20 protein-coding genes are annotated in these 25,918 nt (G+C 44.5%); 7 read left to right on the forward strand and 13 right to left on the reverse strand.

The window, feature by feature from the left end:
* Together thiL and H8K55_RS00465 are read right to left on the reverse strand one after the other, a co-directional pair.
* Positions 1–969 carry a thiamine-phosphate kinase gene (thiL, locus tag H8K55_RS00460; protein WP_186940060.1) on the reverse strand — a complete coding sequence of 323 codons (969 nt, stop codon included), beginning with the start codon at positions 967–969 and terminating at the stop codon, positions 1–3.
* A gap of 96 nt (positions 970–1,065) precedes the next feature.
* Positions 1,066–1,557, reverse strand: a complete 492-nt coding sequence (locus H8K55_RS00465) for a DUF6882 domain-containing protein (RefSeq protein WP_186940061.1) — start codon at positions 1,555–1,557, stop codon at positions 1,066–1,068.
* A gap of 708 nt (positions 1,558–2,265) precedes the next feature.
* On the opposite strand from H8K55_RS00465, the gene H8K55_RS00470 reads away from it, so the two are divergent.
* Positions 2,266–4,575 (forward strand): NADP-dependent malic enzyme, encoded by a 2,310-nt coding sequence (locus tag H8K55_RS00470; protein ID WP_186940062.1) that lies wholly within the window; start codon positions 2,266–2,268, stop codon positions 4,573–4,575.
* A gap of 590 nt (positions 4,576–5,165) precedes the next feature.
* Positions 5,166–7,346 (forward strand): M4 family metallopeptidase, encoded by a 2,181-nt coding sequence (locus H8K55_RS00475; RefSeq protein ID WP_186940063.1) that lies wholly within the window; start codon positions 5,166–5,168, stop codon positions 7,344–7,346.
* Positions 7,347–7,597: 251 nt separating this feature from the next.
* Here H8K55_RS00475 and H8K55_RS00480 read toward each other — a convergent pair whose 3' ends face one another.
* From H8K55_RS00480 to speE, 9 genes are all read right to left on the reverse strand, one after another.
* Entirely contained in the window at positions 7,598–8,128 is a 531-nt protein-coding gene (locus H8K55_RS00480) for an isochorismatase family protein (protein ID WP_186940064.1), read from the reverse strand.
* 320 nt (positions 8,129–8,448) lie between these two features.
* Positions 8,449–9,585, reverse strand: a complete 1,137-nt coding sequence (locus H8K55_RS00485) for a methyltransferase (RefSeq protein WP_186940065.1) — start codon at positions 9,583–9,585, stop codon at positions 8,449–8,451.
* A gap of 242 nt (positions 9,586–9,827) precedes the next feature.
* Positions 9,828–10,259, reverse strand: a complete 432-nt coding sequence (locus H8K55_RS00490) for a YidB family protein (protein ID WP_186940066.1) — start codon at positions 10,257–10,259, stop codon at positions 9,828–9,830.
* Positions 10,260–10,544: 285 nt separating this feature from the next.
* Positions 10,545–11,924 (reverse strand): peptidylprolyl isomerase, encoded by a 1,380-nt coding sequence (locus H8K55_RS22405; RefSeq protein ID WP_186940067.1) that lies wholly within the window; start codon positions 11,922–11,924, stop codon positions 10,545–10,547.
* 136 nt (positions 11,925–12,060) lie between these two features.
* Positions 12,061–12,789, reverse strand: a complete 729-nt coding sequence (locus H8K55_RS00500) for a 16S rRNA (uracil(1498)-N(3))-methyltransferase (RefSeq protein WP_186940068.1) — start codon at positions 12,787–12,789, stop codon at positions 12,061–12,063.
* Positions 12,790–12,878: 89 nt separating this feature from the next.
* On the reverse strand, positions 12,879–13,286 hold the full coding sequence (locus H8K55_RS00505) for a DUF350 domain-containing protein (RefSeq protein WP_186940069.1): 408 nt from the start codon (positions 13,284–13,286) through the stop codon (positions 12,879–12,881).
* A gap of 95 nt (positions 13,287–13,381) precedes the next feature.
* Entirely contained in the window at positions 13,382–14,512 is a 1,131-nt protein-coding gene (locus tag H8K55_RS00510; protein ID WP_186940070.1) for a glutathionylspermidine synthase family protein, read from the reverse strand.
* Between the two features lie 5 nt (positions 14,513–14,517).
* A complete protein-coding gene (locus H8K55_RS00515; RefSeq protein WP_186940071.1) occupies positions 14,518–14,967 on the reverse strand; it encodes a hypothetical protein in 450 nt (149 codons plus the stop codon).
* Between the two features lie 154 nt (positions 14,968–15,121).
* The gene (gene speE / locus H8K55_RS00520; RefSeq protein ID WP_186940072.1) at positions 15,122–16,357 is read right to left on the reverse strand and encodes a polyamine aminopropyltransferase; all 1,236 of its coding nucleotides are present in this window, start codon (positions 16,355–16,357) and stop codon (positions 15,122–15,124) included.
* Between the two features lie 178 nt (positions 16,358–16,535).
* Between speE and tkt the strand changes: the two genes are divergently transcribed.
* From tkt to lepB, 4 genes are all read left to right on the forward strand, one after another.
* Positions 16,536–18,539: a transketolase gene (gene tkt, locus H8K55_RS00525; protein ID WP_186940073.1), complete on the forward strand. Its 2,004-nt coding sequence runs from the start codon at positions 16,536–16,538 to the stop codon at positions 18,537–18,539.
* Positions 18,540–18,575: 36 nt separating this feature from the next.
* The gene (locus tag H8K55_RS00530; protein WP_222612300.1) at positions 18,576–19,160 is read left to right on the forward strand and encodes a GNAT family N-acetyltransferase; all 585 of its coding nucleotides are present in this window, start codon (positions 18,576–18,578) and stop codon (positions 19,158–19,160) included.
* A gap of 167 nt (positions 19,161–19,327) precedes the next feature.
* The gene (gene gap, locus H8K55_RS00535; protein ID WP_186940074.1) at positions 19,328–20,341 is read left to right on the forward strand and encodes a type I glyceraldehyde-3-phosphate dehydrogenase; all 1,014 of its coding nucleotides are present in this window, start codon (positions 19,328–19,330) and stop codon (positions 20,339–20,341) included.
* A gap of 103 nt (positions 20,342–20,444) precedes the next feature.
* Positions 20,445–21,137, forward strand: a complete 693-nt coding sequence (gene lepB, locus H8K55_RS00540) for a signal peptidase I (RefSeq protein WP_186940075.1) — start codon at positions 20,445–20,447, stop codon at positions 21,135–21,137.
* Positions 21,138–21,156: 19 nt separating this feature from the next.
* Here lepB and H8K55_RS00545 read toward each other — a convergent pair whose 3' ends face one another.
* Positions 21,157–21,945 carry an IclR family transcriptional regulator gene (locus tag H8K55_RS00545; protein ID WP_186940076.1) on the reverse strand — a complete coding sequence of 263 codons (789 nt, stop codon included), beginning with the start codon at positions 21,943–21,945 and terminating at the stop codon, positions 21,157–21,159.
* Positions 21,946–22,315: 370 nt separating this feature from the next.
* Here H8K55_RS00545 and H8K55_RS00550 point away from each other — a divergent pair, with 370 nt between their 5' ends.
* Entirely contained in the window at positions 22,316–23,830 is a 1,515-nt protein-coding gene (locus tag H8K55_RS00550; protein WP_186940077.1) for a DUF3369 domain-containing protein, read from the forward strand.
* Here the strand turns inward: H8K55_RS00550 and H8K55_RS00555 are convergent.
* Complete coding sequence (locus tag H8K55_RS00555) at positions 23,827–25,794, reverse strand: GAF domain-containing sensor histidine kinase (protein ID WP_186940078.1); 1,968 nt, start codon at positions 25,792–25,794, stop codon at positions 23,827–23,829. The two genes, H8K55_RS00550 and H8K55_RS00555, sit on opposite strands and share 4 nt — an antisense overlap.
* Positions 25,795–25,918: the final 124 nt, after the last annotated feature.

A 25,918-nucleotide genomic window follows, 5' to 3' on the forward strand; every position in this document is an offset into this window, starting at 1 on the left:
TTAAGGTGTGGTGAAATGATCGAAGGAAGTTAGAGCCATGTTAATGGCCTCAGCATTTGTATCACGCAAGCGCAGTCCAAGTTCTGCCTCAATTATGCCAACACGCGTGACCGCAGTTTGACTTGCTAAGCCTGCCGCAATGACGGCTTGACGTTGATGACTTGGCGCAGTGAAACATAGTTCGTAGTCATCGCCACCATTCAAAGTAAATTCCCGACGTTTTTCTTGTGTTTGTTTTTTCAATACGGGACCAGCAGGTAAGCTATCGACATCCAAGTTGGCGCCCACATGCGAGCGATCTAAGATATGGCCGAGATCGCCAACTAATCCATCAGAAATATCTAAGGCAGCGTTGGCAATCCCACGTAATGCAATACCGAGCGCGATTCTTGGCGTTGGTCTATGCATGCGACTGGCAGCTTGTGAATGCTCTTCATCAGTAAGCGTCATTTCTTTCCAATAAGACGCCAAGGCTAAGCGTGCATCTCCCAAGCTACCTGAGATCCAGATATCGTCGCCAACTTGCGCCGCATCACGACGTAATGCCGATCCGGGTGGTAATTCACCAAATATGCTGATGCAGATGTTAAGTGGGCCTTTGGTCGTATCGCCACCGATTAAACGGCATTGGTGTAGGTTCGCTAGGCTTAATAAACCTTGTGAGAAACCAGCTAACCAATCTGGATTCGCTTCAGGTAACGATAGTGCCAAGGTAAATGCCAAGGGTTTCGCCCCCATGGCCGCCAGATCTGATAAATTGACAGCCAAACATTTATGACCCAAGCCTATCGGCTCTGCGTCTGCAAAGAAATGTCGGCCCGATACTAAGGCATCAGTTGAAATCGCCAACTGCATTCCCGGACTAGGATTGAGTAATGCGCAGTCGTCACCAATGCCCAAGGCGAAGCGGGAATCACCGGCGTAATCCTGCACAAAATATTGTTTGATAAGATCGAATTCTGAAAGCATGTGGCATTGTAACGAAAGCGCTTAGTGCGAGGGAGAAAATGTCGTCTTCGTTCGCCATCAAAATGCATCTAACATTGTTAAGGTAGCTTGATATGCCTAAGATTTCGCCTCGTGTGCAATTTGAATATCGCTAAAATTCAAGAACATGCTGACACCAGGTTTCACTTCGACACGATAGGCGCCTTTTGCCTTGTTTAAGCGCATAGATAAAGCGGTTAATTCCCATGCCCGCTGTTCTGTGCAACTGACGCTACCGCGCGTCAATTCTTTGGCTTTTTGCTCTTTGCCAAATTCTCTGACTATGCTGGCATTGCGCTTAAGTGCAGGTAACACGGAAGGGTGATTCCAGCCCCACATGAAAGTGCTATCTTTATGATGAAAAGTACCGACGATTTGAGCTGCCGCCAAAGCGAAAGTGCCATCCTCGAAGCTCAATAATAACTGTCCATTATTTTGGTCCAAGTGCCACGACTTTTCTTCTCCCAGCCGCCATGTAGAGTTATGCAACATATTCGCCACTTGCGCTTCGTCTGCGCTGGCTGCGATGTAGGCATCCAGATTGTTTTCTCGGTTGAATAACTTGACCATCGCTCTACACCGTGCTCAATGACAGACTTAATGAGAGATTTGATTTGATCATGTTTGCCCTGTAGGCATCGGTGCGGTAGGTGAAAGCATTTTTAAGTTGGTCTTGAGTTTTCATTATTTGAATTGCGTACATCTCTTACCTCATTGGCTTCCATTACTTAACTTGTCTTGAAATCTATCATTTGTGTAGACGCCGTAGTGATTAACAACTTCATCAAAATCCTTGCGAGATTGAGTAAAAACAAGTTTGAAAGGAAATTTTTATCATTATTTATTTTGCTAAGATTGGTTTCTTGGCAATAGCAATTGAGTATTGGAAAATACTGTAAATCAGAGGATTACGCAAATGAAGTTTTTAAGTGGATGTAAGTCGAAAACAACACATATTTGTTCAGAAGCGATCGCAGAATGCTCAATTACATCTGACTTGGATTTGGTATTGGTGTTCGGCCACGCATTAGCACCTCCTCAAATTTGATTTATACGTAATTTGTACGCCATTCATTCGCAATGAATCATGTCATTAAAAAATTTTAATTTACCATCTTGATAATCAAAAGTTATCGACTAAGCGTGCTTTAGTAAATAACCGTGATTACTTATGCAAAAAAGTAATGGAACGCGTATAAATACGTATGAAGCAATTGTTGCCTGTCTGCTAGAATCATTAACCCCCTCATTTGTCAGCTTAAGAAGGAATCAACTCGCATGGATTCAGCAGATCAAAAAGAATTACTTCGTCAACAATTGCGTCAGGCAGCGTTGGAGTATCACGAGTTTCCAACACCGGGCAAGATTAGTGTTACGCCTACAAAACAATTAACAAATCAGCGTGATCTAGCCTTGGCTTATTCGCCAGGTGTTGCTTCTCCATGCGAGGAAATTGTGGCCGATCCGGCTGCGGCCTTTAAGTACACCGCTCGCGGCAATTTGGTTGGCGTGATTACCAACGGAACCGCGGTTCTGGGCTTGGGCAATATTGGACCACTCGCTTCAAAACCCGTGATGGAAGGTAAGGGTGTTTTGTTCAAGAAATTTGCAGGCATCGATGTTTTTGATATCGAAATTAATGAGTCTGATCCCGATAAGTTGGTGGATATTATCGCCTCTCTAGAGCCGACGTTTGGTGGTATCAATTTGGAAGATATCAAAGCGCCAGAATGTTTTTACATTGAGCGAAAATTGCGTGATCGTATGAAGATTCCGGTCTTCCATGATGATCAGCATGGCACGGCGATTATTGTCGGCGCTGCGATTTTGAATGGCTTGAAGGTAGTTGATAAGAGTCTTAAGAATTGCAAGCTTGTGGTATCAGGAGCAGGCGCGGCTGCTTTAGCTTGCCTTGACCTCATTGTTGATCTGGGATTTCCGATTGAAAATATTTTTGTGACGGATCTGGCAGGTGTCGTTTATAAAGGACGCGCTGAGCTCATGGATCCGGATAAAGAACGCTTCGCCCAAGAGACGACCGCACGTAGTTTGAAAGAAGTGATTGTTGGTGCGGATATTTTCCTAGGACTATCCGCTGGCGGTGTATTGAAGCAAGACATGGTTAAGTCTATGGGTGACCGTCCATTGATCTTAGCGTTAGCAAATCCAACACCAGAAATTTTGCCGGAAGAAGTTAAAGCGGTGCGTGATGATGTCGTCATGGCGACCGGTCGTTCTGATTATCCAAATCAAGTCAATAACGTCTTGTGCTTCCCGTATATTTTCCGTGGCGCTTTAGATTGTGGTGCAACCACGATTACGCGTGAAATGGAAATCGCCGTGGTGCATGCAATTGCTGATTTAGCGCAAGCTGAACAATCCGATGTAGTGGCTTCTGCGTATGGCATTTCTAATTTGTCCTTCGGCCCTGAGTATTTGATTCCCAAACCGTTCGATCCGCGCTTGATGATCAAGATCGCACCTGCCGTTGCAAAAGCCGCTGAAGAGTGTGGCGTCGCTGCACGGCCAATTCAAGATATGCAAGCCTACAGCGATAAATTGCAGCAATTTGTTTATCACAGTGGCACTTTCATGAAACCGCTATTCCAAATCGCTAAGAAGGCACCTGATTCTCGTAAACGTATTGTCTTTGCAGAAGGCGAAGAGGAGCGTGTTTTACGTGCAGTGCAAGTGGTGGTCGATGAAAAACTGGCGAAGCCTATTTTGGTTGGACGTCCACATATTCTTGAAAAACGCATAGAAAAATTTGGTCTGCGTTTGCGAGCAGGTGTTGACTTTGAAGCGATTAATCCAGAAATGGACGCTCGTTATCGTGATTACTGGCAGACCTACCACCAAATGACGTGCCGTCAAGGTATTACTGAACAATATGCGAAATTAGAGATGCGTCGCCGTCACACCTTAATTGGCGCGATGATGGTCCATAAAGGCGATGCTGATGGCATGATCTGCGGTACTTTTGGGATTGGTAGTTTGCACCTGTTCTACATCAATCAAGTGCTGGGTAAACGCGCCGGTGTGAATGTCTATGCGGCGATGAATGGTTTGGTATTACCTGATCGTCAGTTGGTGTTGGTTGATACGCATATCAATGAAAATCCAACAGCTGAACAAATTGCAGAGATCACGATTTTGGCTGCTGAAGAAATGCGTCGTTTTGGCTTGCAACCGAAAGCAGCATTGCTATCACATTCTAATTTTGGATCTAGCAATAGTGAATCCGCGAAGAAGATGCGTTCTGCATTAGCTATCGTGCAACGCGATGCTCCTGATCTGGAAATTGACGGTGAGATGCATGGTGATACTGCTTTGGATTCTGATTACCGTCAAAAAATGATGCCAACTTCGACTTTAAAAGGGGACGCGAATTTGTTGGTGATGCCAAATATTGATGCTGCGAATATTGCCTATAATTTATTGAAAACGGCAGCAGGTAACAATATTGCAATCGGACCTATTCTTTTGGGATGCGCAAAACCAGTTCATATTTTGACCTCATCGGCTACCGTACGGAGAATTGTTAATATGACGGCATTATGCGTCGTCGATGCAGTCGCACAGCGTTAAAAATCATCACTAATCACGTAAAACCGCCAAATATTTGGCGGTTTTTTTTTGCGTCAAAAAAGGCTTATTAATCTAAGCGTGTTAAATATATCAATAATACCACTTTTTGATTTCTTGTGGGAAATTTATAAAATTCCCAGTAGGAAATGTTTGTTTTTGCCAGTTTAAGTAATACCACTTTTGCTGTTGTATTTTTGATCCGTATTTTTTAGTATAAACACCTATGATAAATACATTCGTTATGTAAATTTAAAAAGTAAGAAATGGTGGATTTTTTCAATGTTTTGTTCATTCTTTTAAGGAATCTCAATATTTAATTTTGTTATTATTTTTTGTTCTAGCTTTAAAATTACTTGTATAGTCAAATATGTATGTTTTCAATCTTCTCCAGCTCTGTTCTACTAGCACTGCCGCTTGAGATTTGTCAAAAATTCTAGAGATCAACGACAATCTCAAATAAGAAGAGCGTATTGCCACTACAACCCATAACCACTGTAGTAAAACTGGCAATAAGAAAATGGGGACTAAAGTCAAAAGCTTTGGTCAATTCAATACTTAGGGAGTTTTTCGACTAGAAGGTAGGAAACAAGATGAAAAAAGGTATTAAATTACAAGCAGTTGTACGTCCAACATTGTTGGCAACATTGATCGCAGCTTCTTTCGGCGCATCTGCAGCAGATCGCGTTGATTTAGGCACAATCGGTGCTCGTGCTAATAATTCTTTGAACGCAGCATCTGCCAGAACAAATGAATTGTTAGGTGTAGGTACAAACGATTTGAAATCTTTGCGTAGCCAAACATACGGTAGCAAAGTTGTAACACGCTATGAGCAGTTGCATCAAGGCGTACCTGTCTGGGGTGAGGCAATTGTTGAGCATGTAGACAGCGCAAAATCTTTCGCTTCTGCAGATGCACGTTCATTCCATGGTACTTTGATCACTAACCTCGCACGTGACTTGCCATCAGTAAAACCTTTGTACAATTCAACACAAGCAATTGGTTTGGCAAAAAACGTTAAAAATCCAAGCAATACATACAACGAACAAGCAAAATTGTTTGTAAAAGTTGGCGCAAACAATGTTGCTAAATTGGTTTATTTGACTTCTTACGTCACTATCGATTCCAAAGGTAATCCAAGCCGTCCACACGCTTTCGTTGATGCGAATTCTGGTGCGATTCTGGAACAATGGGAAGGCATTACTCACTTAGACGCTGGTGGTCCAGGTGGTAACCAACGTATCGGTCAATATACTTACGGCCCAGCTGGTAGCGGTGCGACTTACGGCCCGTTGGTTGTATCAAGCTCTTGTCAAATGACGAGTACCAATGTTGATACATACAATATGAATGGTGCAACATCAGGTTCTGGCACCTTGTTCTCATTTACTTGCCCAACAAATAATTACAAAACAATCAATGGCGCATACTCACCATTGAATGACGGCCATTTCTTCGGTAACGTCGTTTTCAATATGTATCAAGCTTGGTTAGGCCTGCGTCCAATTTCCAGCAAACTCCAAATGCGTATTCACTATGGTACAAACTATGAAAATGCATTCTGGGATGGTACAGCAATGAGCTATGGCGATGGTGGTTCTACATTCCATCCATTGGTATCATTGGGCGTTACTTCACATGAAGTTAGCCATGGTTTTACAGAGCAAAATTCTGGCTTGGTATACTCCGGTATGTCTGGTGGTATGAATGAAGCTTTCTCTGATATGGCTGGTGAAGCTGCCGCATGGTATATGCGCGGTACTGGTACTTTCAAAGTTGGTGACGATATCAAAAAAGGTTCTGGCGCAATGCGTTACATGGATAATCCAGAACAAGACGGTATCTCCATTGGTCATGCAAGTAAATACACAAGCAGCATGGACGTTCATCATACAAGCGGCGTATTTAACAAAGCATTTTACTTGTTAGCAACTAAATCTGGCTGGACAGTACGTAAAGCTTTCGAAGTAATGGCAGACGCGAACCGTTTATACTGGACTGCAAACAGTACATTTAACCAAGGTGCATGTGGCGTAGAAAAAGCTGCAATTAATCGCGGTTATGCAGTTGCTGACGTTACTGCAGCGTTCTCTTCTGTTGGTGTAACTGGCGGTTGCGGCGGTACAACTCCTCCAGCAGGTGGCGTATTAACTAAAGACGTTGCAGTGACTTTCTCAGCAGCGGTTAATCAATCAGCAACGTACACTTTCGTAGTGCCAACAGGTGCAACGAATTTGACGTTCAAGATGTCTGGTGGTACTGGTGATGGCGACATCTACACGAAATTAGGTTCTGCACCGACAACAACATCTTATTTGGCAAAATCTGACGGTGCTACAAATGCAGAAACGATCACTGTAGCATCTCCAACTGCAGGCACTTACTACTTGTTGGCAAACGCAGCTTCTGCAACTAGCGGTGCCTCTATCGTTGCTAGCTATCAAACTGGTGGTACAACACCAACTGGTACAGCATTGGTGAGTGGTACAGCACAAAGCGTGACTTTGGCGACAAATGCATCTAAGTTGTATTACATTACTGTTCCATCTGGCAAAACTAGTTTGACATTCACATTGTCTGGCGGTACTGGTGATTCTGATTTGTATGCACGTATGACAACAGCGCCAACAACTACTAGCTACACTAAGAAATCTGATGGTTCTACTAATACAGAAACTATCACTTTCAGTGCTCCTGCTGCTGGTACTTACTACTTGTTAGTGAATGCTTATGCTGCAACTAGCAACGCAAGTGTAAAAGCGGTCGTGCAATAATTTGTGCATTAAGTTTTAATGCATGCATCAAGCGAACTCTGATTATTGAGTTTGCTTGATGAGAATAATTTGATCAGGCGAAAATTTCGCTTGATTGAATTATCGAACTTGAGTCATGTGACTAAAAGGATCAAAAAGCCGTCGATTTTTTTTCGACGGCTTTTTGTGTTTTGGAGCGGTTAAACTGAGGGGAAGTTTTTAATTTCTACAACATTGGCCGAGAATGCTTGTGAATTGAAGTACTTAAACACCTAAATGTTTTTTAAGTAGTCATGGGTACTAATTACTTGGATTTTTCTATGTTGTGGTGCTGCGATATTTGTCCACATCCAATTGTGGTGTTGAATAATTGTTTCCGCGGTCAGGTGTGGGCGATTCGCCGTTGTGTGTGCGTCCGAAAGAGCGATCACGTCGTACCCTTGAGACAAGCTGGCACGTATCGTCGTGTCAACGCAAAATTCTGTTGCCAATCCACATAGCGTTAGACTCGAACTACCTAATTCTCTTAGTAGTACCTTTAGATTGGTATTTGCGAAGGCATCGCATGCGGTCTTATGAATATAATGGTCACCGTCGACTCGAATAAGATCTTGATGAATATCCCACTCTTTACTGCCGACGCGTACGTTCTCATCCTCATGCTGTACGAAGATGACGGGCCATCCAGACTGACGAAATTGCTTTGATGTTAGGTTAATTCTTTGCTTAATCGCTTCTATATCAAAGCGTGGATGTTCGTCTAACCATGCGTTTTGCATGTCGATAATTAATAGGGTTTGCATAGGCGTTTTAAGTGAGGAATTAATAGAATTTACGTTGAGTATGGCAGAGTTAGTGATGGTGCGGCCAGGGAACATCGTTGGGGAAAATTACTATCTAGGCATCGCATACCCTGAAAGCCACGCATTTTGTGACTTCAGGACTTCAATTCATGTACAAAACCCTTAGCAAGGATGAATGTGTAAGTCGGCAAACACTTTTCTCAAAAAACTTTGAATGGTGTGGGGCATAGTTTGAAATTGGAAATTGGAAATTTAAGATTTGAGATGCAATACGATTTTCTTTTAGAAGCTTATGTTGACACAGAAGAAAGTATGCATGGCTATTTTAGACGTAGGCGCCACAAAGAAGTAATCTCGGCGGCACGTGCAAGATGAAGAGGGTCGTTACTGTCGCTGGCTTTCGCATGTTGCGGACGAATATCCAATTTGCCAATGACAGTTAATCCGCCAGCATCAATCCAGCCCCAGAATTCTTCAGCAGTACGTAAGCCAAGATGTTCGGCTAGATCAGACATAATTAGCCATGCTTCTCCAGTGGCTTCGAGATGTTTTGCTACACCTAACAAAAACGCTTTTAACATGCGGCTTTCCGGGTCGTAAATCGCATATTCAATCGCTGCATTTGGGCGGGCTGGTATCCACGGAGGATTGCAGACGATCAAAGGAGCGCGCCCTTCAGGAAATAAATCGGCCTTGAGCAATTCAACTTGACCGGCAAAGCCCAAGTTTTGTAGATTTTCAGTCGCACAAGCCAAGGCGCGTGGATCTTGATCGGTCGCGACGATTTTCTTGATGCCGCGATGTGCTAACAGTGCCGCAATCACGCCAGTGCCTGTGCCTATGTCGAAAGCCAGATCATGGGTGGGTAACGGAGCCTTAGCAAATAATTCCAAGTATTCACCACGGACAGGTGAAAAAACACCATAGTAGGGATGTATCTTGCTCCCTAAAGCGGGAATCATCACGCCATTCTTGCGCCATTCATGTGCGCCGATAATGCCTAATAATTCTCGCAATGAGACAACAAAAGCGTGTTCAAACTTTCCATACACTTCGGTGCATGCCTGTGCAACATCCGGCGCACGTCTCAATGGGATGGAAAAATCAGCGTTGATTTGGATAATCAACATCGCTAAAACACGAGCGCGTTGCGATTGCGCTTGTCGATATAAATGAAAAGCTAGCGCGCCTGTCGCGACGGGCTTGGCATTTTTTTTTGCAGGTTTTTTATCTATTCTCCGAGCAATCGCCTGCAGCAGATTTTTTGCATTTTGGAAGTCACCACGCCAGAGCAAAGCTGTACCTTCACATGCAAGGCGATAGGCAGTTTCTGCGCTCATCGTATCATCCGCAAGTTGTATCCGTTTGGGAGCAGCGGATGCATTTTCGGAATGCCAATGCAGGCTATGCGTGCTTTGATTTTCTATCCAGTGTATGACTGGTAATGAAGAGTCCATAAGGTGTCTATAAATGCCTGTTAGTGCATGTTTAAGTGAAAATGCTAGTAATGAAAAAAATATATGGCAGTGAATAGGCGGCAGTGTAACAAATTCGCGCGAGGGATTTGTTGAACGTACTGATTAAAGATTATTGAATGTGTAAATGTCGTTGATTTGAATAATTTCTCAGGCGATCAGTTTGCTTTTTATCTGACAAAGTTGATCGCCCTACAAGTAACTATTTCATAGAATGGACTGATTTAGCGATTGTTAAAAAGCGAGGATAAGGATGAAAATTGCTGCAAAACGGCGTCAGTATCAAAATTATCTGCATCTGTCACTTGGCCATTCGGCGTTAATTTATCTATTAGTCCGGGGAGAATGTTTGCAAGGTCGCTGGCAGTATCTGAAGTCGAAAGCCCACTGGCATTCGCAAATTGATCCAAGTGCCCACCACCTAATGCCTGCTGTATTTGCTCAGCAGAGATAGGTAAATTTTGACCTGTCCCGACCCAACTACCTATGAGTTCACCAAATCCGGCATTTTGGAATGTGCCAATTAGCCCCTGTAAACCTCCGTTTTGTGACTGATTGAGCATACTGAGTGCAGCTTGTACTAACATTTGCTGCGAGTTACCTGAACTTGATTGTACATTACCTAACATACCTAATGCAGTGTCTAAGAGTCCCATGGGATTTCCTTTCGTGAATAGTAGGGTGCTTATGATATGTTAAAAGATATGTAAAAACTGTGAACTATGTTTGCTTGTTTGATTATTTGATGCTTCAGCATAATCATCACGAGCGGTTAAAGTGTGAATTGAAGAATGGAGCTAAATACCGGAGATCTCAATGTGATCGCGTAGTAGCTTGTGCGTGGATTTGTAATTGGTGTGAAGAAAAGTAAAAGGGTAACCAATCTAAAATTGACTACCCTTTTACACAAGTATTGAACGCCTATTTTTTAGCGATCCAGTTTAATTTGTACGCGTTACCGAAGTAATGCTTACTGTAGTAACAGGGACGTCAGGGTAGTTATTTTTTGATCCAGTCGGAACAACTCTGATTTTGTCGACGACATCCATCCCAGAAATGACCTTACCAAATACAGCATAGCCGCCACCGCTAGTATCGAGGAAAGTATTGTCAACTACATTAATAAAGAATTGGGAAGTCGCTGAATTGAGTACATTGGTACGTGCCATTGCAATACTGCCACGCACATTACTTAAGCCATTGTTTGCTTCGAGCACAATCGGCGCATAGGTAGAGGCTTGCACCATATCGGCGGTGAATCCACCGCCTTGAATCATGAAATTACTGATGACACGATGAAAGATTTTGTTGCCATAGAAGCCGACATCGGTGTAGCGCAAGAAATTTGCTACAGTGATCGGTGCGTTGTCTGGATTCAATTCAACGATAATCGTGCCGAGGGTGGTCACAATTTTGACTGTTGGTGCAGGTGGTGGCGATGTTCTTAGGTCGAACGACGTATCAGTGACGCCGATTTTATTTTTTGCGGCGCTGATGTCCGTGGCTGTAACTGCTGCAGCAATTTCCATACCTTTGCTGATAGATTCTGCCGGACTATTGTAATTAAGACCTTGCTCAATAGAGAAGTAGGTACCAACGGTCACTTTATTATCGAGCAAATCTGCTACCCAACCATATTCTGCCTTACCTTTGAAACTATGTGCGGAGCCGACGATGGTTCGTACTAGGTTACCACGAGACTTGCGACCGCTATTGAGTTCTGCGGTCCAGTAGTTCAAGCCTTCTTGATCAACTTCACTACGGCCTAATACATTTAAGTAAATTCTCTTCACAAAGTCTGTATTGGTCATGGCACTTGAGTAACCAGTCAGATCAGAATAAGCGATCGCTGACGTGTAAAAATTGTCTGCGAGTTGTTCTATGCTTCTACCGTTTTTTATTTCAGCAATCCAATAAATCATGCCGTCTGCATCAGGAACCCGATTCATGAAGGCAACGTAAAGTTCGATCAATGCATTCAAGTCTGCTGCTGCAATAGTTTTGGATTTGTCACCAGCTAATAAATTGACAGTAAAATCAGTAAATTTGACATTTGTTTTGTCTGTTTGAAGAAGGGTTTGATTGCCAACGATACCTTTATCACTTACAGAGAAACTATAGATGGTACGTTTAATCGCGAATGAGTTACGTGGTGCATTGAACGTGACGACCGTTTCAGCGGGAGCTGCTGCAGGCGGGCCGCTCAATGCTGTGATTGCTGATTGAGTGTCGTTTTGGCTGTCGCCTCCACAAGCGCTGAGAGTCAGCATCAATCCTAAACAGATTGTTGCTAAGAGATTGTTTTTGCTCATTAATTTCATCGCTTATACCTGCATTTAATTGACAGAAAGCGCTTATTATAACGATGAATCGAGAGCTAATCTTCAGAAAATGGTACTGTAAATGTGCCAAGTTGTAACAATCACTTGGAAGTAAGGAATGAGGTTGAGGTTGAGGTTAAGACAAGCCTCCCCAAGCCGCACTAAGTATACTTATTGCGGTTAATCCGGCAGTTTCGGTTCGTAAAACACGTGGTCCCATACGCAACATCAATGCACCATGCTTGATCGCAGTTTGTTCTTCAATTTCTGAAAAACCACCTTCTGGGCCTATCATTAAACTAATGGCTTGTGGTGGATGATGCCGCGCCCAATCTGCCAGAGACGTTTCTGCGCGGGGTGATAAAAGTATGCGTTTATGCAGGTCTTGTTGCCCTAGCCATTTCTGTACATCCATTAATTCACCAAGGTGGGCGAGGCGATTACGACCGCATTGCTCGCTCGCAGATTGAATAATACCTTGCCAGTGTTGCATTTTCTTTTCTGCACGCTCAGCATTGAGTTTGACCACTGAGCGTTGCGCCGCTAAAGGTTGAATGTGACTCACGCCCAATTCAATCGCCTTCTCGATAATCCAATCCATTTTGGAACCCTCTGGCAATGCTTGTGCAAGAGTAAGATTAAATGGCAACTCGACTTCTTCTGGCAAAAATACTTTGATATCGGCGACGACTTGTTTCTTGCCGACGCTGACTAGTGTCGCCAGATAGCAGCCGCCATCACCATTAAACAAAGTGACTTGGTCTCCGCTACATAAACGTAGTACAAAAATATGGTGTGCGGTTTCACCGGGTAATTCTAGTTGCGCACCAATCGTGAGCGGGAGTGGACAGAAAAATCTAGGCATGAGTGTGAATCAGGTAAACAGGATTTAGTAGTAAAAATGTTCTTCAGCGTAAAGCTACAAGCTAGGTATACATTGATTTCAAAAATAATCTAATAGGATTGGCAAGCAGCGTTTAGTATGCCCATACCTAGGCTGAGTGCGCCTAGGAAGACTCCAGAGGCAAGCTTGTTGTTTGGTACATCTTTGATCAAGTCGGGAAGTAAGATGCGTGCGACAAAAAACGCTAACAATTGAATGACTAATGCTATAGCACTCCAAATCAACATGTCGGGCAAATCTACACTGTGTGCAATTGATGAGGCCAGTGCAACACAGTAACCGAGAACCGCGCCAGATAAACTGACCGCTGCCGCTACATTCCCTTCGCGAATCAGGGTAATTTCCTTATACGGCGTTATGTGAACGTAGATCGCGATAAAGAGAATGAGAAAAGTGAGCGCGGCGCCAAAGTGGCTAAAAAACGCGGGAACACTATAGGCCAAAAATTGAATATCCATGAGAGTCTTTCAAATGACAGTTATTCGAAACATCTGGGTGTAGGAACTAAATCTGCATTTGATTTAGGACCATCAGAACAGTGCATGTCTCGATCTTAGTCGACAAAATAATGCGGCACAAAACGACTGGTATTCTTCGTAATTAAACTTTCATCTTCACGTATGCCTATACCTGCAGCTTCATTTCCGACCACCCATGCTCCAATCGATGTATAGGCTGGCGTAATTCCATCATCAAATTTTGGCTGTGGTGCAAAAGCTTGATAGATAAAGCCTTCATGCCCATATTCACCCTCCGTATGCAAAACATTTCCATCGGCATAAATAGAAATGTTTTCACCTTCGCGTGATAGCAGCGGTTTCTTCACAAAATTGCCACTAATGCGCCACGCTTCAGTATAGGCTGGCAACAGATTAGGGTGGTCAGGAAATAATTCCCACAAGACTGGCAAAATGGCTTTGTTTGACAAGATCATTTTCCAGGCTGGTTCGATGATGCGCGCCGGGCGTTGCAACAAGTGAGTAGAAAACTGCTCGCGGCACAGCCATTCCCACGGATACAGTTTAAACAGATTGTCGATTTTTACATCCATGTCATCGACCAATTCCGCGTTGGCATCATCCCAACCCAAGCCGCCGATCAGACCTTGTTTAGTGGCGAAGCCAGCCTGAATCGCAGTGTCGCGAAGATAAGATAAATTTCCTATGTCTTCTTCACTATCTGCACAGGCGAAATGCACGACACCTTTGCCGTCGAATTTTTTCCATTGTTCTATCAATTTCTCGTGCAGAGAATTGAATTGATCCGTGTTGGGGAAAACATCTTGTAACCAATACCACTGCGCGACAGACGATTCGACCAAGCCAGTCGGCGTATCTGCATTGTATTCCAACATTTTTGGTGAACCCGTGCCGTCCCAACTAAGGTCGAAGCGACCATATAAAGAAAATTCTTGTTCACGCCAACTTTCTTCAACTTGTGACCAGAAAACTTGAGGGATAGCGAAGCGCTCATACTGCCCTTGGCGAACTACATGATCGACTGCTTGCAAACTCATTTGATGCAGATCAATTGTCGCTTGTTCCAATGTGTCGATTTGCGCACTGCTAAAACGGTAAGCGTAGCGTTCATCCCAATATAGGCCATCAATTGAATGATAGCTAAATCCCAGTTCTTCAAATTGGCGTTGCCAGCCAGATCGTGGCGTCAATGATTCACGAATCATATAGACTAGCCTCCACCAGAAAAGCCGCGTGAACTTGATCCGAAACCACCACGGCTAACGCTACGGGTGACACTGCGACTCACTGCGTGATCGCTAAGTTGTGAGGTGCTGCCCGTGTATCGGCTACCTAAAAAATTTCGCTGTGCAATATCGCGTTGACCTTCGTAGTAACTTGGCCCCCAATAGCGTCCGCTGTAGATGTGACCACCGGAAGTATTTCCGGTATGGGCGATTGTGTTGCTATTGGGTGGTGCTGGCTGTGGTTGGCAAGGATCGGTGCTACCCCAATCTTGCTGACAATCTTCCAAGCTCTTGTATTCGTCTCGAATGCTACCGCGGCCTGCGTTGGGATCATCACTGCCGCAGCCACTTAAGCCAGCAACGGCAGCTGAAGTGACTAGTACCAAAGGAAGGGATTGTGATACACGACGCTGCGTTTTTTGTTTGCTGCTCATCAGCACTCCTGTTATTTTGCGAGTTCTCAAGGATATTTAATCACAGTGCTTTGCCATTGTAATGCTGTAAAGCCCGCTTGTAATGGTCTTCGTTCTTTTGTTTTACCGTTGCGGTGGGCTTGTTGTTTCTTGGTTGGATCAGGGCTCGATAGAGCTAACTATGCGCAAATAAAGCCGCATGTATTTCTGGTTTGTAGTACTGCAAGTCAAAAATTTCGTTGGTTTTGAGTGTGCTCTCAACCTGATTAAATTCTATTTCTTGAGGATCGGTACACAGACCTGAGTGGTCAGATTTACTCGCTATTGCCATGCTCCACAAAGCTCCATATAAAGGAATGAAGACGGCGTAAGGTCGAACCAGATCGAATGTTTTTTGTAAGCGAGTAAGCGTAATTTGGTAGCGTTCAGAATGATAAAACGCGCTACCTAAATGCAGCACGAGAGAGCCATGTGCATTCAAGCGTGCATAGCAAGCCTGAAAAAATTCTTCGCTCATGCACGATTCGGCTAAATTGCTGCCATTGGGCGCTATCGGGTCAGTCAGATCTAACAGAATTAAATCGTAATTTTCTTGATGATCCTGGACAAAGGCGAAGCCATCGGTATGAATTATCTGAACCCTGGGAGAATCAAAAGCGTTTTTGTGGATAGAGACTAAATGTTCACGTGCCAGCTTAATCACCTCTTGATCGATCTCGCACAGGGTGATTTTTTGTATGCTTGCATACTTCAATAATTCTTCCGTCGATCCGCCATCGCCGCCGCCTATGATGAGGGCGGTTTGTGGCTTGCCATGTGTAATTGCAGCTGGGTGCACCAAGCATTCGTGATAGTAGAATTCATCTTTTTCTGAAGTCATCATGGCACCATCAATGCGCATGATTTTTCCGAATTCCGGCGTGTCTGCGATTTGTATGTGCTGGAAGGGACTTTGAACTTCCGCCAACACCTGATCAATTTGCGTTTGCATCGTGGTGTAAGGGCTTAAAAATTCTATTGCTGGTTCTGGCCTAATTTGTTGCAAACCACGCTGTAATTCTTGGCGTGAAACTTGTTCCGGCTGAAAAATGGCGATTAACTGGTCGACAATGTGTCGTGCTTTTTGACTATTATCATTTTCAAAGTTGCAGACGTACACGTCCAATGTGACGGCATGACGTTCAGGCCAAGTGTGGATCGCGACGTGCGATTCGGCGAGGAGCAGAGTACCTGTGACGCCGGCCGCGCTACCATCAGCATAGCTAAATGTATGAAATTTCTCGCCCACGATAGTCAAGCCAGCTTGGTTCGTGTGGTGACGGACTAATTCGCTTAAGCGCTTTTCTTCAAATAATAGCGAGGGATCGCATCGACAATCAAAGCAATCCGCGGTGAGGTGCAAACCTTCCATAAATCCGTCTAAAAATGATGTGAAAGTCGCAATTGTATTCTGTGACGCGCTGCTCTGGTAAAATAACGGACTTTATAGAATAAAACGATAATCTTAGTGCAATATATTTGCCCGATACCTAGGATAAAACCCGATTTGTTCTTTCGCACGATTTTATAAACTTATCTCCTCAGCCGCTATGACATCCACTTTCCAGCCTGCAATTAGTTCTAAGATGGCCAATGCAATTCGCGCATTGTCTATGGACGCTGTTCAAAAAGCCAATTCTGGTCATCCAGGTGCTCCTATGGGCATGGCAGAAATCGCGGTTGCCTTGTGGGCAGGTCACTATCGCCATAATCCAAGCAATCCAAAATGGGTCAATCGTGATCGTTTCGTTTTATCGAACGGTCATGGCTCGATGTTGCATTATTCCTTGTTACATCTGACAGGCTACGATTTGCCTATGTCTGAGATCAGTAATTTCCGCCAATTGCATTCTAAAACGGCAGGTCATCCAGAAGTCCACATCACACCAGGCGTGGAAACGACCACAGGTCCACTCGGTCAAGGCATCACGAATGCTGTCGGTATGGCTTTGGCAGAAAAATTATTGGCTGCAGAATTCAACGTCGATGGCGCGAATATTGTTGATCACCGCACTTATGTGTTCATGGGCGATGGCTGCTTGATGGAAGGTATTTCGCACGAAGCTTGTTCTTTGGCGGGTACTTTGAAATTGAATAAATTGACGGCATTCTGGGATGACAACGGCATTTCGATTGATGGTCACGTAGAAGGTTGGTTCACCGACGACACACCAGCACGTTTTGAGTCTTACGGTTGGAATGTGATTCGTGCGGTGGACGGCCACAATGTCGATGCGGTAAATCAAGCGATTGTTGAAGCAAAAGCGTCGGATAAACCAACGCTGATTTGCTGCCGCACGATCATCGGTAAAGGCTCACCGAATATGCAAGGCACACACAATGTGCATGGCGCGGCTTTGGGTGATAAGGAAGTCGCAGCAGTACGTGCGAATATTGATTGGAACTATCCACCGTTTGAAGTGCCGGCCGATGTGTATAGCGCATGGGATGCAAAAGCCGATGGCGCAAAAGATGAAGCCGAATGGAATGCTGTATTTGCCGCATACAGCGCTGCGCACCCAGCGAAGGCCGCAGATCTGACACGTCGTATGAACAATGTTTTACCAGCGAATTTTGATGAAGTCGTGAAAGCAGCGATTGCTAATACGGTCGAGAAAAAAGAAACGATTGCGACACGTAAAGCCAGCCAAAATGCAATTCAAGCATTCGCCCCAAGCTTGCCAGAATTCCTCGGCGGTTCTGCAGATTTGACTGGTTCAAATCTAACTAACTGGAAAGAGTGTGTCGCAGTTCGCGCCAATCAAGCGGGTAACCATATCAACTACGGTGTACGTGAATTTGGTATGAGCGCGATCATGAATGGTATTGCTTTGCATGGCGGTTACTTGCCATTCGGCGCGACTTTCCTGACCTTCTCTGATTACAGTCGCAACGCAATTCGTATGGCAGCGTTGATGAAAATCCGTACGCTGTTCGTGTTCACACATGATTCTATCGGTCTGGGTGAAGACGGTCCTACGCATCAATCTGTCGAACATATCTCCAGCATGCGTTTGATTCCAAATTTGGACAACTGGCGTCCATGCGATACGGCAGAATCGACAGTGGCTTGGGCAGAATCGATTAAGCGCTTAGACGGTCCATCAACTTTGATTTTCTCCCGTCAAAACTTGCCGTTCCAAGAACGTAGCGCACAGCAAATCGCGGATATCGCACGTGGTGGCTATATTTTGCAAGACGCACCTGATGCGAAAGTCGTATTGATCGCTACTGGTTCTGAAATTGAATTGGCGGTGAAATCTGCCGCAGAATTAGCAGCGCAAGGTATTCCAGCGCGTGTTGTGTCTATGCCTTCTACCGACGTATTTGATCGTCAAGATAAAGCATACCAAATGAGTGTGTTAGGCAAAGGTTTGCCACGCGTGGCGATTGAAGCTGGCGTGACGGCGTTCTGGCATAAATATGTAGGCTTAGAAGGTGCTGTAGTAGGTATCGATACTTTCGGTGAATCTGCACCTGCTGGCGTTTTGTTCAAGTACTTTGGCTTCACGGTCGATAATGTCGTGGCAAAAGTAAAATCCGTTTTAGCATAAGTAATTTTGACCGAGCGCAAGTGATCCAGACCCGATATGAATAAAATCAAGGAAATCCAATTACGTCGTGCCACAGTCGCTGATGCCGAAGCCATTGCGGCGATTCGCATCGAAGCTTGGCGCACGACTTATCGCGGTATGATCCCTGATAGCTATTTGGCTGAGATGGACATGAACGAAAACGTCCTGCACTGGCGTACGATATTGCAGGCATTGCCGGTCAAAGAAGATAGCTTGTGCGTCTATGTCGCAGTGAGTGAAGACGAAATTGTTGGCTTTGTCTCGGCAATGAAATTGCCAGAAGCGAAGTTGGATAAAGATGGCGAAATCAATGCCATTTATATTCGCCCACAATGGCAACGTTGTGGCATAGGCAAGCGCATGTTGCACAAAGCAGCTCGTTCCCTACAAGCGATGGGCTGCACCAGTTGCGTGATTTGGGTCATTGATGGCAATTCTCAAGCACGTAATTTTTACGAAGAACTCGGTGGAGAGATCCTCATCGAGCAAGATTTTAGTTGGGATGGATTGGACCTGACCGAAGTGGGTTACGGTTGGAGTGATTTGAATTTGATGATGGCATCGGCGGATGCAATGCCATTTCCGAAAGCGCTTCAGTAAATTTTCGGTCAAGTTGAAAAAGCTTTTAACCGCAGAGGCGCAGAGTACGCAGAGTACGCAGAGTTCTTTTACCTAATGCTCCGCGTACTCTGCGCCTCTGCGGCGAGATGTTAAGATTTTTTTGTGTTTTATTTTTTGTTGCTGTTTGTCTTTTTGGAGATTGAACCATGACGATTCGCGTCGCAATTAACGGCTATGGCCGTATCGGTCGTAACATCCTTCGTGCACATTACGAAGGTGGTAAGTTTAAAAATGAAATTCAAATCGTTGCGATTAATGATTTGGGTAACGCAGAATCTAACGCGCATTTGACTCGTTACGATACAGCCCACGGTAAGTTTCCTGGCACGGTAAGCGTTGAAGGCGACACCATGATCGTCAACGGCGACAAGATCAAAGTATTTGCTGAACGTAATCCAGCGAATATCCCTTGGGGTGAATTGAATGTGGACGTCGTGTTGGAATGCACAGGCTTCTTTACGACAAAAGAAAAAGCGTCTGCACATTTGGCTGGCGGCGCAAAGAAAGTCATCATCTCCGCACCAGGTGGTAAAGATGTAGACGCAACAGTGGTATACGGCGTGAATCATGGCGTGTTGAAGGCAACTGATACAGTCATCTCTAACGCATCTTGCACAACGAACTGCTTAGCACCATTGGCAAAACCATTGAACGATGCGATCGGTATCGAAAGCGGTTTGATGACAACGATCCACGCTTACACCAATGATCAAGTGTTGACAGACGTGATGCACGAAGACTTACGTCGTGCGCGTTCTGCAACCATGAGCATGATCCCAACTAAAACCGGTGCAGCAGCAGCGGTAGGTTTGGTCTTGCCAGAGTTGAACGGTAAATTGGACGGCTACGCAATGCGCGTACCAACCATCAATGTTTCTGTAGTTGATCTGACGTTCATTGCTAAGCGTGATACAACAGTGGAAGAAATCAATAAAGTATTGAAAGAAGCATCTGAAGGTGCTTTGAAAGGTATTTTGGATTACAACACAGCACCATTGGTTTCTGTTGACTTCAACCACAACCCAGCATCTTCTACTTATGACGAAACATTGACGAAAGTAAATGGTCGTTTGGTAAAAGTATCCAGCTGGTATGACAACGAGTGGGGCTTCTCCAACCGTATGTTGGATACGACAGTCGCTCTGATGAGTGCAAAATAATTTGTACCTTTTTACTGTAAGTGAATAGTAGTAATCAAGAGCCTCGAACTTTCGGGGCTTTTGTGTGTCATAGCTTGGTGTTGTTTACTTTTGGAGATTTACCATGAACTTAAATCCACGCAAATTAATTACCGATAATAAGACCTTTTTGCTCTTTGTCGCGGGCATGATTTTGATGCGTAGCGCTTTGGCGGATTGGTATGTCGTACCATCAAGTTCTATGTATCCACATTTGCTGGAAGGAGATCGCGTGATTGCGAACCGGATAGCTTATGACATTAAAGTGCCATTTACCGATGTGATTTTGAAGCATGTCGGCGAACCTAAACGTGGTGATATCGTGACTTTTAGCTCCCCCGCCGATGGTGTGCGTTTGATTAAACGTGTGATTGGTTTACCGGGTGATGTGGTTGAGATGCGTGACCAAAAATTGATTATCAACGGCGAGCCAGCTGACTATGCTCAAGTTGATGCGCCTGATCCGACTTTCCTCACGCCTAAGCGTGAATATCCGAATCAACAATTGATGTACACCGAGTCTTTAGGAAATTTTCAGCACAATATCATTGTGATGCCAGAGCGTTCAGCCCTGCGCTCTTTTGATCCTGTGACTGTGCCAGCTGGTCACTATATGATGTTGGGCGATAATCGTGACAACAGCAATGATTCTCGTTTTTATGGATTTGTTAAACGTGAGTTAATCACGGGGCGCGTCAATCGCCTGATGTTTTCGCTCGACTATGACAATTATTACTTGCCACGTTTTGAGCGTACCGGCGCTAAATTAAATCCTTAATTCGATTTCTAGAGAAGATTTAGTTTGTTGGTTTAGCGACGTAGCCGAGTGCCGCTGAAATTTGATCAGCGGTACTGATCAAGTCGCTTAACCAGGCTTCTTGTAAGCGATCTGCCGGAGCGGAGATCGACAAGCCAGCAATCATTTTTCCGCTGTCATCACGAATTCCCGCCGCCATACAGCGCACACCCAATTCTAATTCTTCATTGTCGCGCGCATAGCCATTGCTGCGTACTGACGCCAATTCGCGCTCTAATTTTGCGACATCTGTAATCGAATTTTTATTATGTCCCGCCAAGCCAGTGCGTGTGATGTAAGCGCGTAGTGCTTTCGGCTCATCGATAGATAAAAATAACTTACCAGTTGATGTCAAATGGAGTGGGGCGCGACCACCAATTGCGCGTACAACCTGCATTCCAGACCGTTCAGAAAAGGCGCGATCGATATACACAATCTCGTCCCCCTGACGTACCGATAAATTAATCGTTTGATTCGTGATGCGATGCAAATTGCGCATAAAGTCTAAGGCGGCTTCGCGTACATCGAGACGACTTTTGACGATATTGCCCAGCTCTAGCAGACGCATACCGAGACGATAGGTACCAGTGTCTGCGCGATCAACAAAGCGCGTGATACACAGATCGTTCAGGATACGGTGTGCAGTGGACGGATGTAAGCCAGTCACACTAGCTAATTCTTTCAAACTGACAGGGTCGTGATAGCGAGACAGCGCATCTAATAATGAGACCATGCGCTCGATGACTTGTATCGAAGTTTTTTCAGCTGAAATGGGAGCGTCGTTTTTCATAATGTGGATGGTGCATTGCAATAAATTCCTTTATACCATGATGTGAAATGACTGTGTTGAACTAAAGATTCTATTTTCAGTTTTGTTGCGGGTCTTTAGGGCTAAATCATTAGTCTTGATGTTAAATAAAGAAGACTTATTATTGGCATCGCTCAGCTTGTGTGAATTTACAATGTTAATTAATGAAAACTGATCTTGCCTGATGGAATTTATTGGCGTTGAAGTAATGCTTAGGTGTACTATCAATTGCAAGCATTCAGCTATTTTCCAGTGGCCGAAGTTCTAGTGGTCGATTTTCGGATACTAGCTTCCATCTACAGTGCTAATCGAGTCAACTCTTCTGCTTCATTTTTTTAGGGAAATGCGGTTTATGTCGAATACCTCACCAGCGTCATCCAAATCTGCGCCTTGGAAAATCCTCTTGGTCGACGATGAGCCCGATATACATGATGTCACTAAGTTGACTTTGCATCGTTTTGAATTAGATGGGCGGCGCTTACAGTTTTTTGACGCGTATAGTGGTCCTGAGGCGAAAGCGATTTTGAGTACAGAACCTGACATCGCCTTAGTATTTCTAGATGTGGTGATGGAGTCAGAAAATAGCGGTTTAGAAGTTGCGCGCTGGATGCGCCAGGATTTAAAAAATCAATTTACCCGTATCGTACTGCGCACCGGTCAGCCAGGTCAGGCACCAGAAGAAAGTGTAATCGTTGATTACGATATCAATGATTACAAAGAAAAAACTGAACTCGACCGCACCAAATTATTCACCACCACTTTCGCCGCTCTACGCGCTTATCGTGATATTTACACGGTAGAAGAAGCACGCCGATTTCAAGTGACTTATCGCGAAGGCTTAGAGCGCGTGATCGAGGCATCTGCGCATATTTACCAACAAAGAAATATGCATGATTTCGCAAATGGCTTGTTACAACAAGTGGTTGCCTTGCTGCGCTTAGAAAAAAGCATGTTGCTGCGTCTGCGCGGTGCGAGTGGCGTCTCTGGTGAGAAATCTTACGAAGTACTCGCCAAGATCGGCAACTTCGATGATGACGATCAATTGTTCAATCAAGAATTACTAAGTCATTTGCATCAAGTGACAGTGAATCGCATCTCACATTTATTTGGTGACACCTATGTCGGCTATTTTCCCAATGAAAGCGGAAAGGCTTCTTTGCTAGTATTGAAGGGCGTCGAGAGTGTTAGCGATATTGATGCTAAATTATTAGAGGTATTCTCCTCCGGCGTGGCGATCGCCTTCGACAATATTTTGCTCAACCAAGAAATCAGTGATACGCAAGGCGAGTTGATTATGCGCTTGGGTGATGTGGTTGAATCACGCTCTTCAGAAGCTGGTAATCATGTCAGACGCATGGCGGAAGTGTGTTACCTGATCGCGATTGCTTCTGGTATGGATCCGGATGAGGCCGCGATTTTGAAGCAAGCTGCTCCTATGCACGATATAGGAAAAATTGCGACGCCGGATGCCGTGTTGCTCAAGCCAGGTAAGCTCGATCAAGGCGAATGGGACATCATGAAGCAACATCCTGAAGTCGGTATGTCTATACTAGATGGATCGCATAGACCCATTTTGCGTGCAGCCTCTATCATCGCGCATCAGCATCATGAAAAGTATGATGGCACAGGTTATCCGCAAGGCTTGATCGGCGAAGAAATTCACGTTTACGCACGCATCGTGGCGGTGGCCGATGTGTTTGATGCCTTGATGCATGCACGGGTCTACAAATCCGCATGGCCAGTAGAACAAGTGATTGCGCATTTGAAGAGCGTCAGCGGCAGTCACCTAGATCCTGAATTTGTTGAGCTCTTAATTCAACATGTAGACAAAGCAATTGACATTAATCAGCGCTATCCAGATGCTTAAGTTTGCTTCACTCCAGTTTTGTTACCGTGACTGACATTGACCGGGAAACGTAATTGATAACTAAGCCCGTGCTGTGGTGTTGACTGCGCCTTAATAGTGCCACCTAATAAGCCTGTTACCAGATTGTAGACAATGTGGGTGCCCAGACCGCTACCGCCTTGCCCACGTTTGGTCGTGTAAAAGGGATCAAATAATTTACTCAGCGCTTCCTTGTCCATGCCATGCCCGTTGTCTTGATAGAGAAATTTTAAATCCTCACCATCCACTTCAAACTGGATGTGAATCTTTCCTTCCTGCATATTCTCAAAGCCGTGTGTTAGTGAATTCATGACGAAGTTAGTCAAGATTTGTGAAATCGCGCCTGGGTAATTATCGATGAATAAATCTTCAGGGCACTGAATGTCGATTTGTATTTGGCGGCCTTTCAGTTTCGGTTGTAATGAAACCAGGATCTCATTCAAATAGGGATGCAATTGAAACTTGCGTCTGTCATTCGATGTTTGATCGACGGCGACTTGTTTAAAACTGCGTACCAAGGCTGCGGCACGTTTAGTGTTGGTACTTAAAATGCGCAAGCTTTGATCAAGAATATCCAAAAATTGATCGCGTTGCTGAGGCTTAAAATCATCTGCAAGAATATCTTTGCGAGTGAGTCTGACTTCTTCTATCAGATGACTAGTGGCGGTGACACAAATCCCCAAGGGGGTGTTAATTTCATGCGCGACGCCAGCAACTAAGCTCCCCAAAGAAGCGAGTTTTTCTTGTCTGACTAATTCAGTCTGTGCTTCTTGTAATGCCAGTAGTGCTTCGTTTAAAGCATTGTTTTGATGTTCCAGGTTGACCTTAGTTTGGCGTAGTTCACGATCCGCATTCATTCTTGCAATCGCGACGGCGATATGGCTGGCGACAAAGGCCAGCAATTCTAAATCAGCGTTACCATAGGTGATATGCAAGTCATAACTTTGTACGATGATAACGCCATAGATGCGGTCTTTAATTAAGATCGGAACACCTATCCAACTTTCTATATCTTGCCCACCCAGCACTTGTTTGATTTCTCCATCGTCCACTAATTGAAGCAGGCGTGCTTTGTCGATGAGTTGTGCCTTACCAGTACGCACCACAAATGATGTCATCCCTACGCCCAGCGGAAAACGAGCATGGCTGGGCACGGGATCTTTTTCATCGACAAAGTATTGAATACTGATTTCCGCAGATTCGGGGTGATATAAGGCCACCAGAAAATTTTTTGCGACGATGAGATTTTCTACAATTAAGTGTAATTTGCGATATAAGTTACTCGCTTCTTCCCCAGAAAAAGATAGCTCAGCAATCGCGTACAAGGCACTTTGAATTTTTTCAGAACGACGTCGCTCCGCAATTTCGTGCGCCAATAATGCAGTTCTTTCTTGCACTGCACGTTCCAATTTATCGACGCTTTGAAAGGCTTCTAGGGCGTTTGAAATGTGCCGCGCGATTAATTCAAATAGCGCCTGATCTTCTTCAGAATACAAAACATCTTTGTCGTAACTTTGCACGACCATCGCGCCTAGGGTGCGTTTTTGATGATCAATTAAGGGATAGCCCATCCAATGCTCGGATGGCGCACCCGTAATCGCATTGTGTTCTTCCGCGGTGATCCGCGCCATTTCGGCGCTGCCTGCAGTTAAGGGTTTTTGATTGAGTATGACCCACTTAGTTAGAGATGAACCAGGGGCTTCCAGTTTGAAACGCTTATTCGGGTCTGGTGCGGGATCGACTTCGTCTAAGAAGTAGGCAAATTGTATTGATGCATCGTCAGGATTGTAGAGCGCGATATAGAAATTTTTGGCGTACATAATGCGGCTTAAGGCAATATGAATTGCGTGTAAGAATTCGCGTAAATCATTGGTGTCGGCCGAGATTTTTCCTATCTCTAATACCATGGCTTGCACGGCTTCTAAACGCTGTAAGCGGTTTTCCATTCGCACATCCTTAACTATATTTGACGAAACAGGTCAAAATTTCATTATCGTGAAGCAAGCTTAGTCTACTTTGAATTGAAAAGAAATTGACATGTAGGCTTTCACACATATTTTGTGGCAAATG

It is taken from the genome of Affinundibacterium flavidum, from assembly GCF_014284175.1.
Taxonomy (GTDB): Bacteria; Pseudomonadota; Gammaproteobacteria; order Burkholderiales; family Burkholderiaceae_D; genus Undibacterium; species Undibacterium flavidum.

Excerpts from the sequence above, each read along its gene's own strand:
- thiL (WP_186940060.1), bottom strand. The coding sequence starts at position 969 with ATGCTTTCAGAATTCGATCTTATCAAACAATATTTTGTGCAGGATTAC.
- H8K55_RS00465 (WP_186940061.1), bottom strand. The coding sequence starts at position 1,557 with ATGGTCAAGTTATTCAACCGAGAAAACAATCTGGATGCCTACATCGCA.
- H8K55_RS00470 (WP_186940062.1), top strand. The coding sequence starts at position 2,266 with ATGGATTCAGCAGATCAAAAAGAATTACTTCGTCAACAATTGCGTCAG.
- H8K55_RS00475 (WP_186940063.1), top strand. The coding sequence starts at position 5,166 with ATGAAAAAAGGTATTAAATTACAAGCAGTTGTACGTCCAACATTGTTG.
- H8K55_RS00480 (WP_186940064.1), bottom strand. The coding sequence starts at position 8,128 with ATGCAAACCCTATTAATTATCGACATGCAAAACGCATGGTTAGACGAA.
- H8K55_RS00485 (WP_186940065.1), bottom strand. The coding sequence starts at position 9,585 with ATGGACTCTTCATTACCAGTCATACACTGGATAGAAAATCAAAGCACG.
- H8K55_RS00490 (WP_186940066.1), bottom strand. The coding sequence starts at position 10,259 with ATGGGACTCTTAGACACTGCATTAGGTATGTTAGGTAATGTACAATCA.
- H8K55_RS22405 (WP_186940067.1), bottom strand. The coding sequence starts at position 11,924 with ATGAAATTAATGAGCAAAAACAATCTCTTAGCAACAATCTGTTTAGGA.
- H8K55_RS00500 (WP_186940068.1), bottom strand. The coding sequence starts at position 12,789 with ATGCCTAGATTTTTCTGTCCACTCCCGCTCACGATTGGTGCGCAACTA.
- H8K55_RS00505 (WP_186940069.1), bottom strand. The coding sequence starts at position 13,286 with ATGGATATTCAATTTTTGGCCTATAGTGTTCCCGCGTTTTTTAGCCAC.
- H8K55_RS00510 (WP_186940070.1), bottom strand. The coding sequence starts at position 14,512 with ATGATTCGTGAATCATTGACGCCACGATCTGGCTGGCAACGCCAATTT.
- H8K55_RS00515 (WP_186940071.1), bottom strand. The coding sequence starts at position 14,967 with ATGAGCAGCAAACAAAAAACGCAGCGTCGTGTATCACAATCCCTTCCT.
- speE (WP_186940072.1), bottom strand. The coding sequence starts at position 16,357 with ATGGAAGGTTTGCACCTCACCGCGGATTGCTTTGATTGTCGATGCGAT.
- tkt (WP_186940073.1), top strand. The coding sequence starts at position 16,536 with ATGACATCCACTTTCCAGCCTGCAATTAGTTCTAAGATGGCCAATGCA.
- H8K55_RS00530 (WP_222612300.1), top strand. The coding sequence starts at position 18,576 with ATGAATAAAATCAAGGAAATCCAATTACGTCGTGCCACAGTCGCTGAT.
- gap (WP_186940074.1), top strand. The coding sequence starts at position 19,328 with ATGACGATTCGCGTCGCAATTAACGGCTATGGCCGTATCGGTCGTAAC.
- lepB (WP_186940075.1), top strand. The coding sequence starts at position 20,445 with ATGAACTTAAATCCACGCAAATTAATTACCGATAATAAGACCTTTTTG.
- H8K55_RS00545 (WP_186940076.1), bottom strand. The coding sequence starts at position 21,945 with ATGAAAAACGACGCTCCCATTTCAGCTGAAAAAACTTCGATACAAGTC.
- H8K55_RS00550 (WP_186940077.1), top strand. The coding sequence starts at position 22,316 with ATGTCGAATACCTCACCAGCGTCATCCAAATCTGCGCCTTGGAAAATC.
- H8K55_RS00555 (WP_186940078.1), bottom strand. The coding sequence starts at position 25,794 with ATGGAAAACCGCTTACAGCGTTTAGAAGCCGTGCAAGCCATGGTATTA.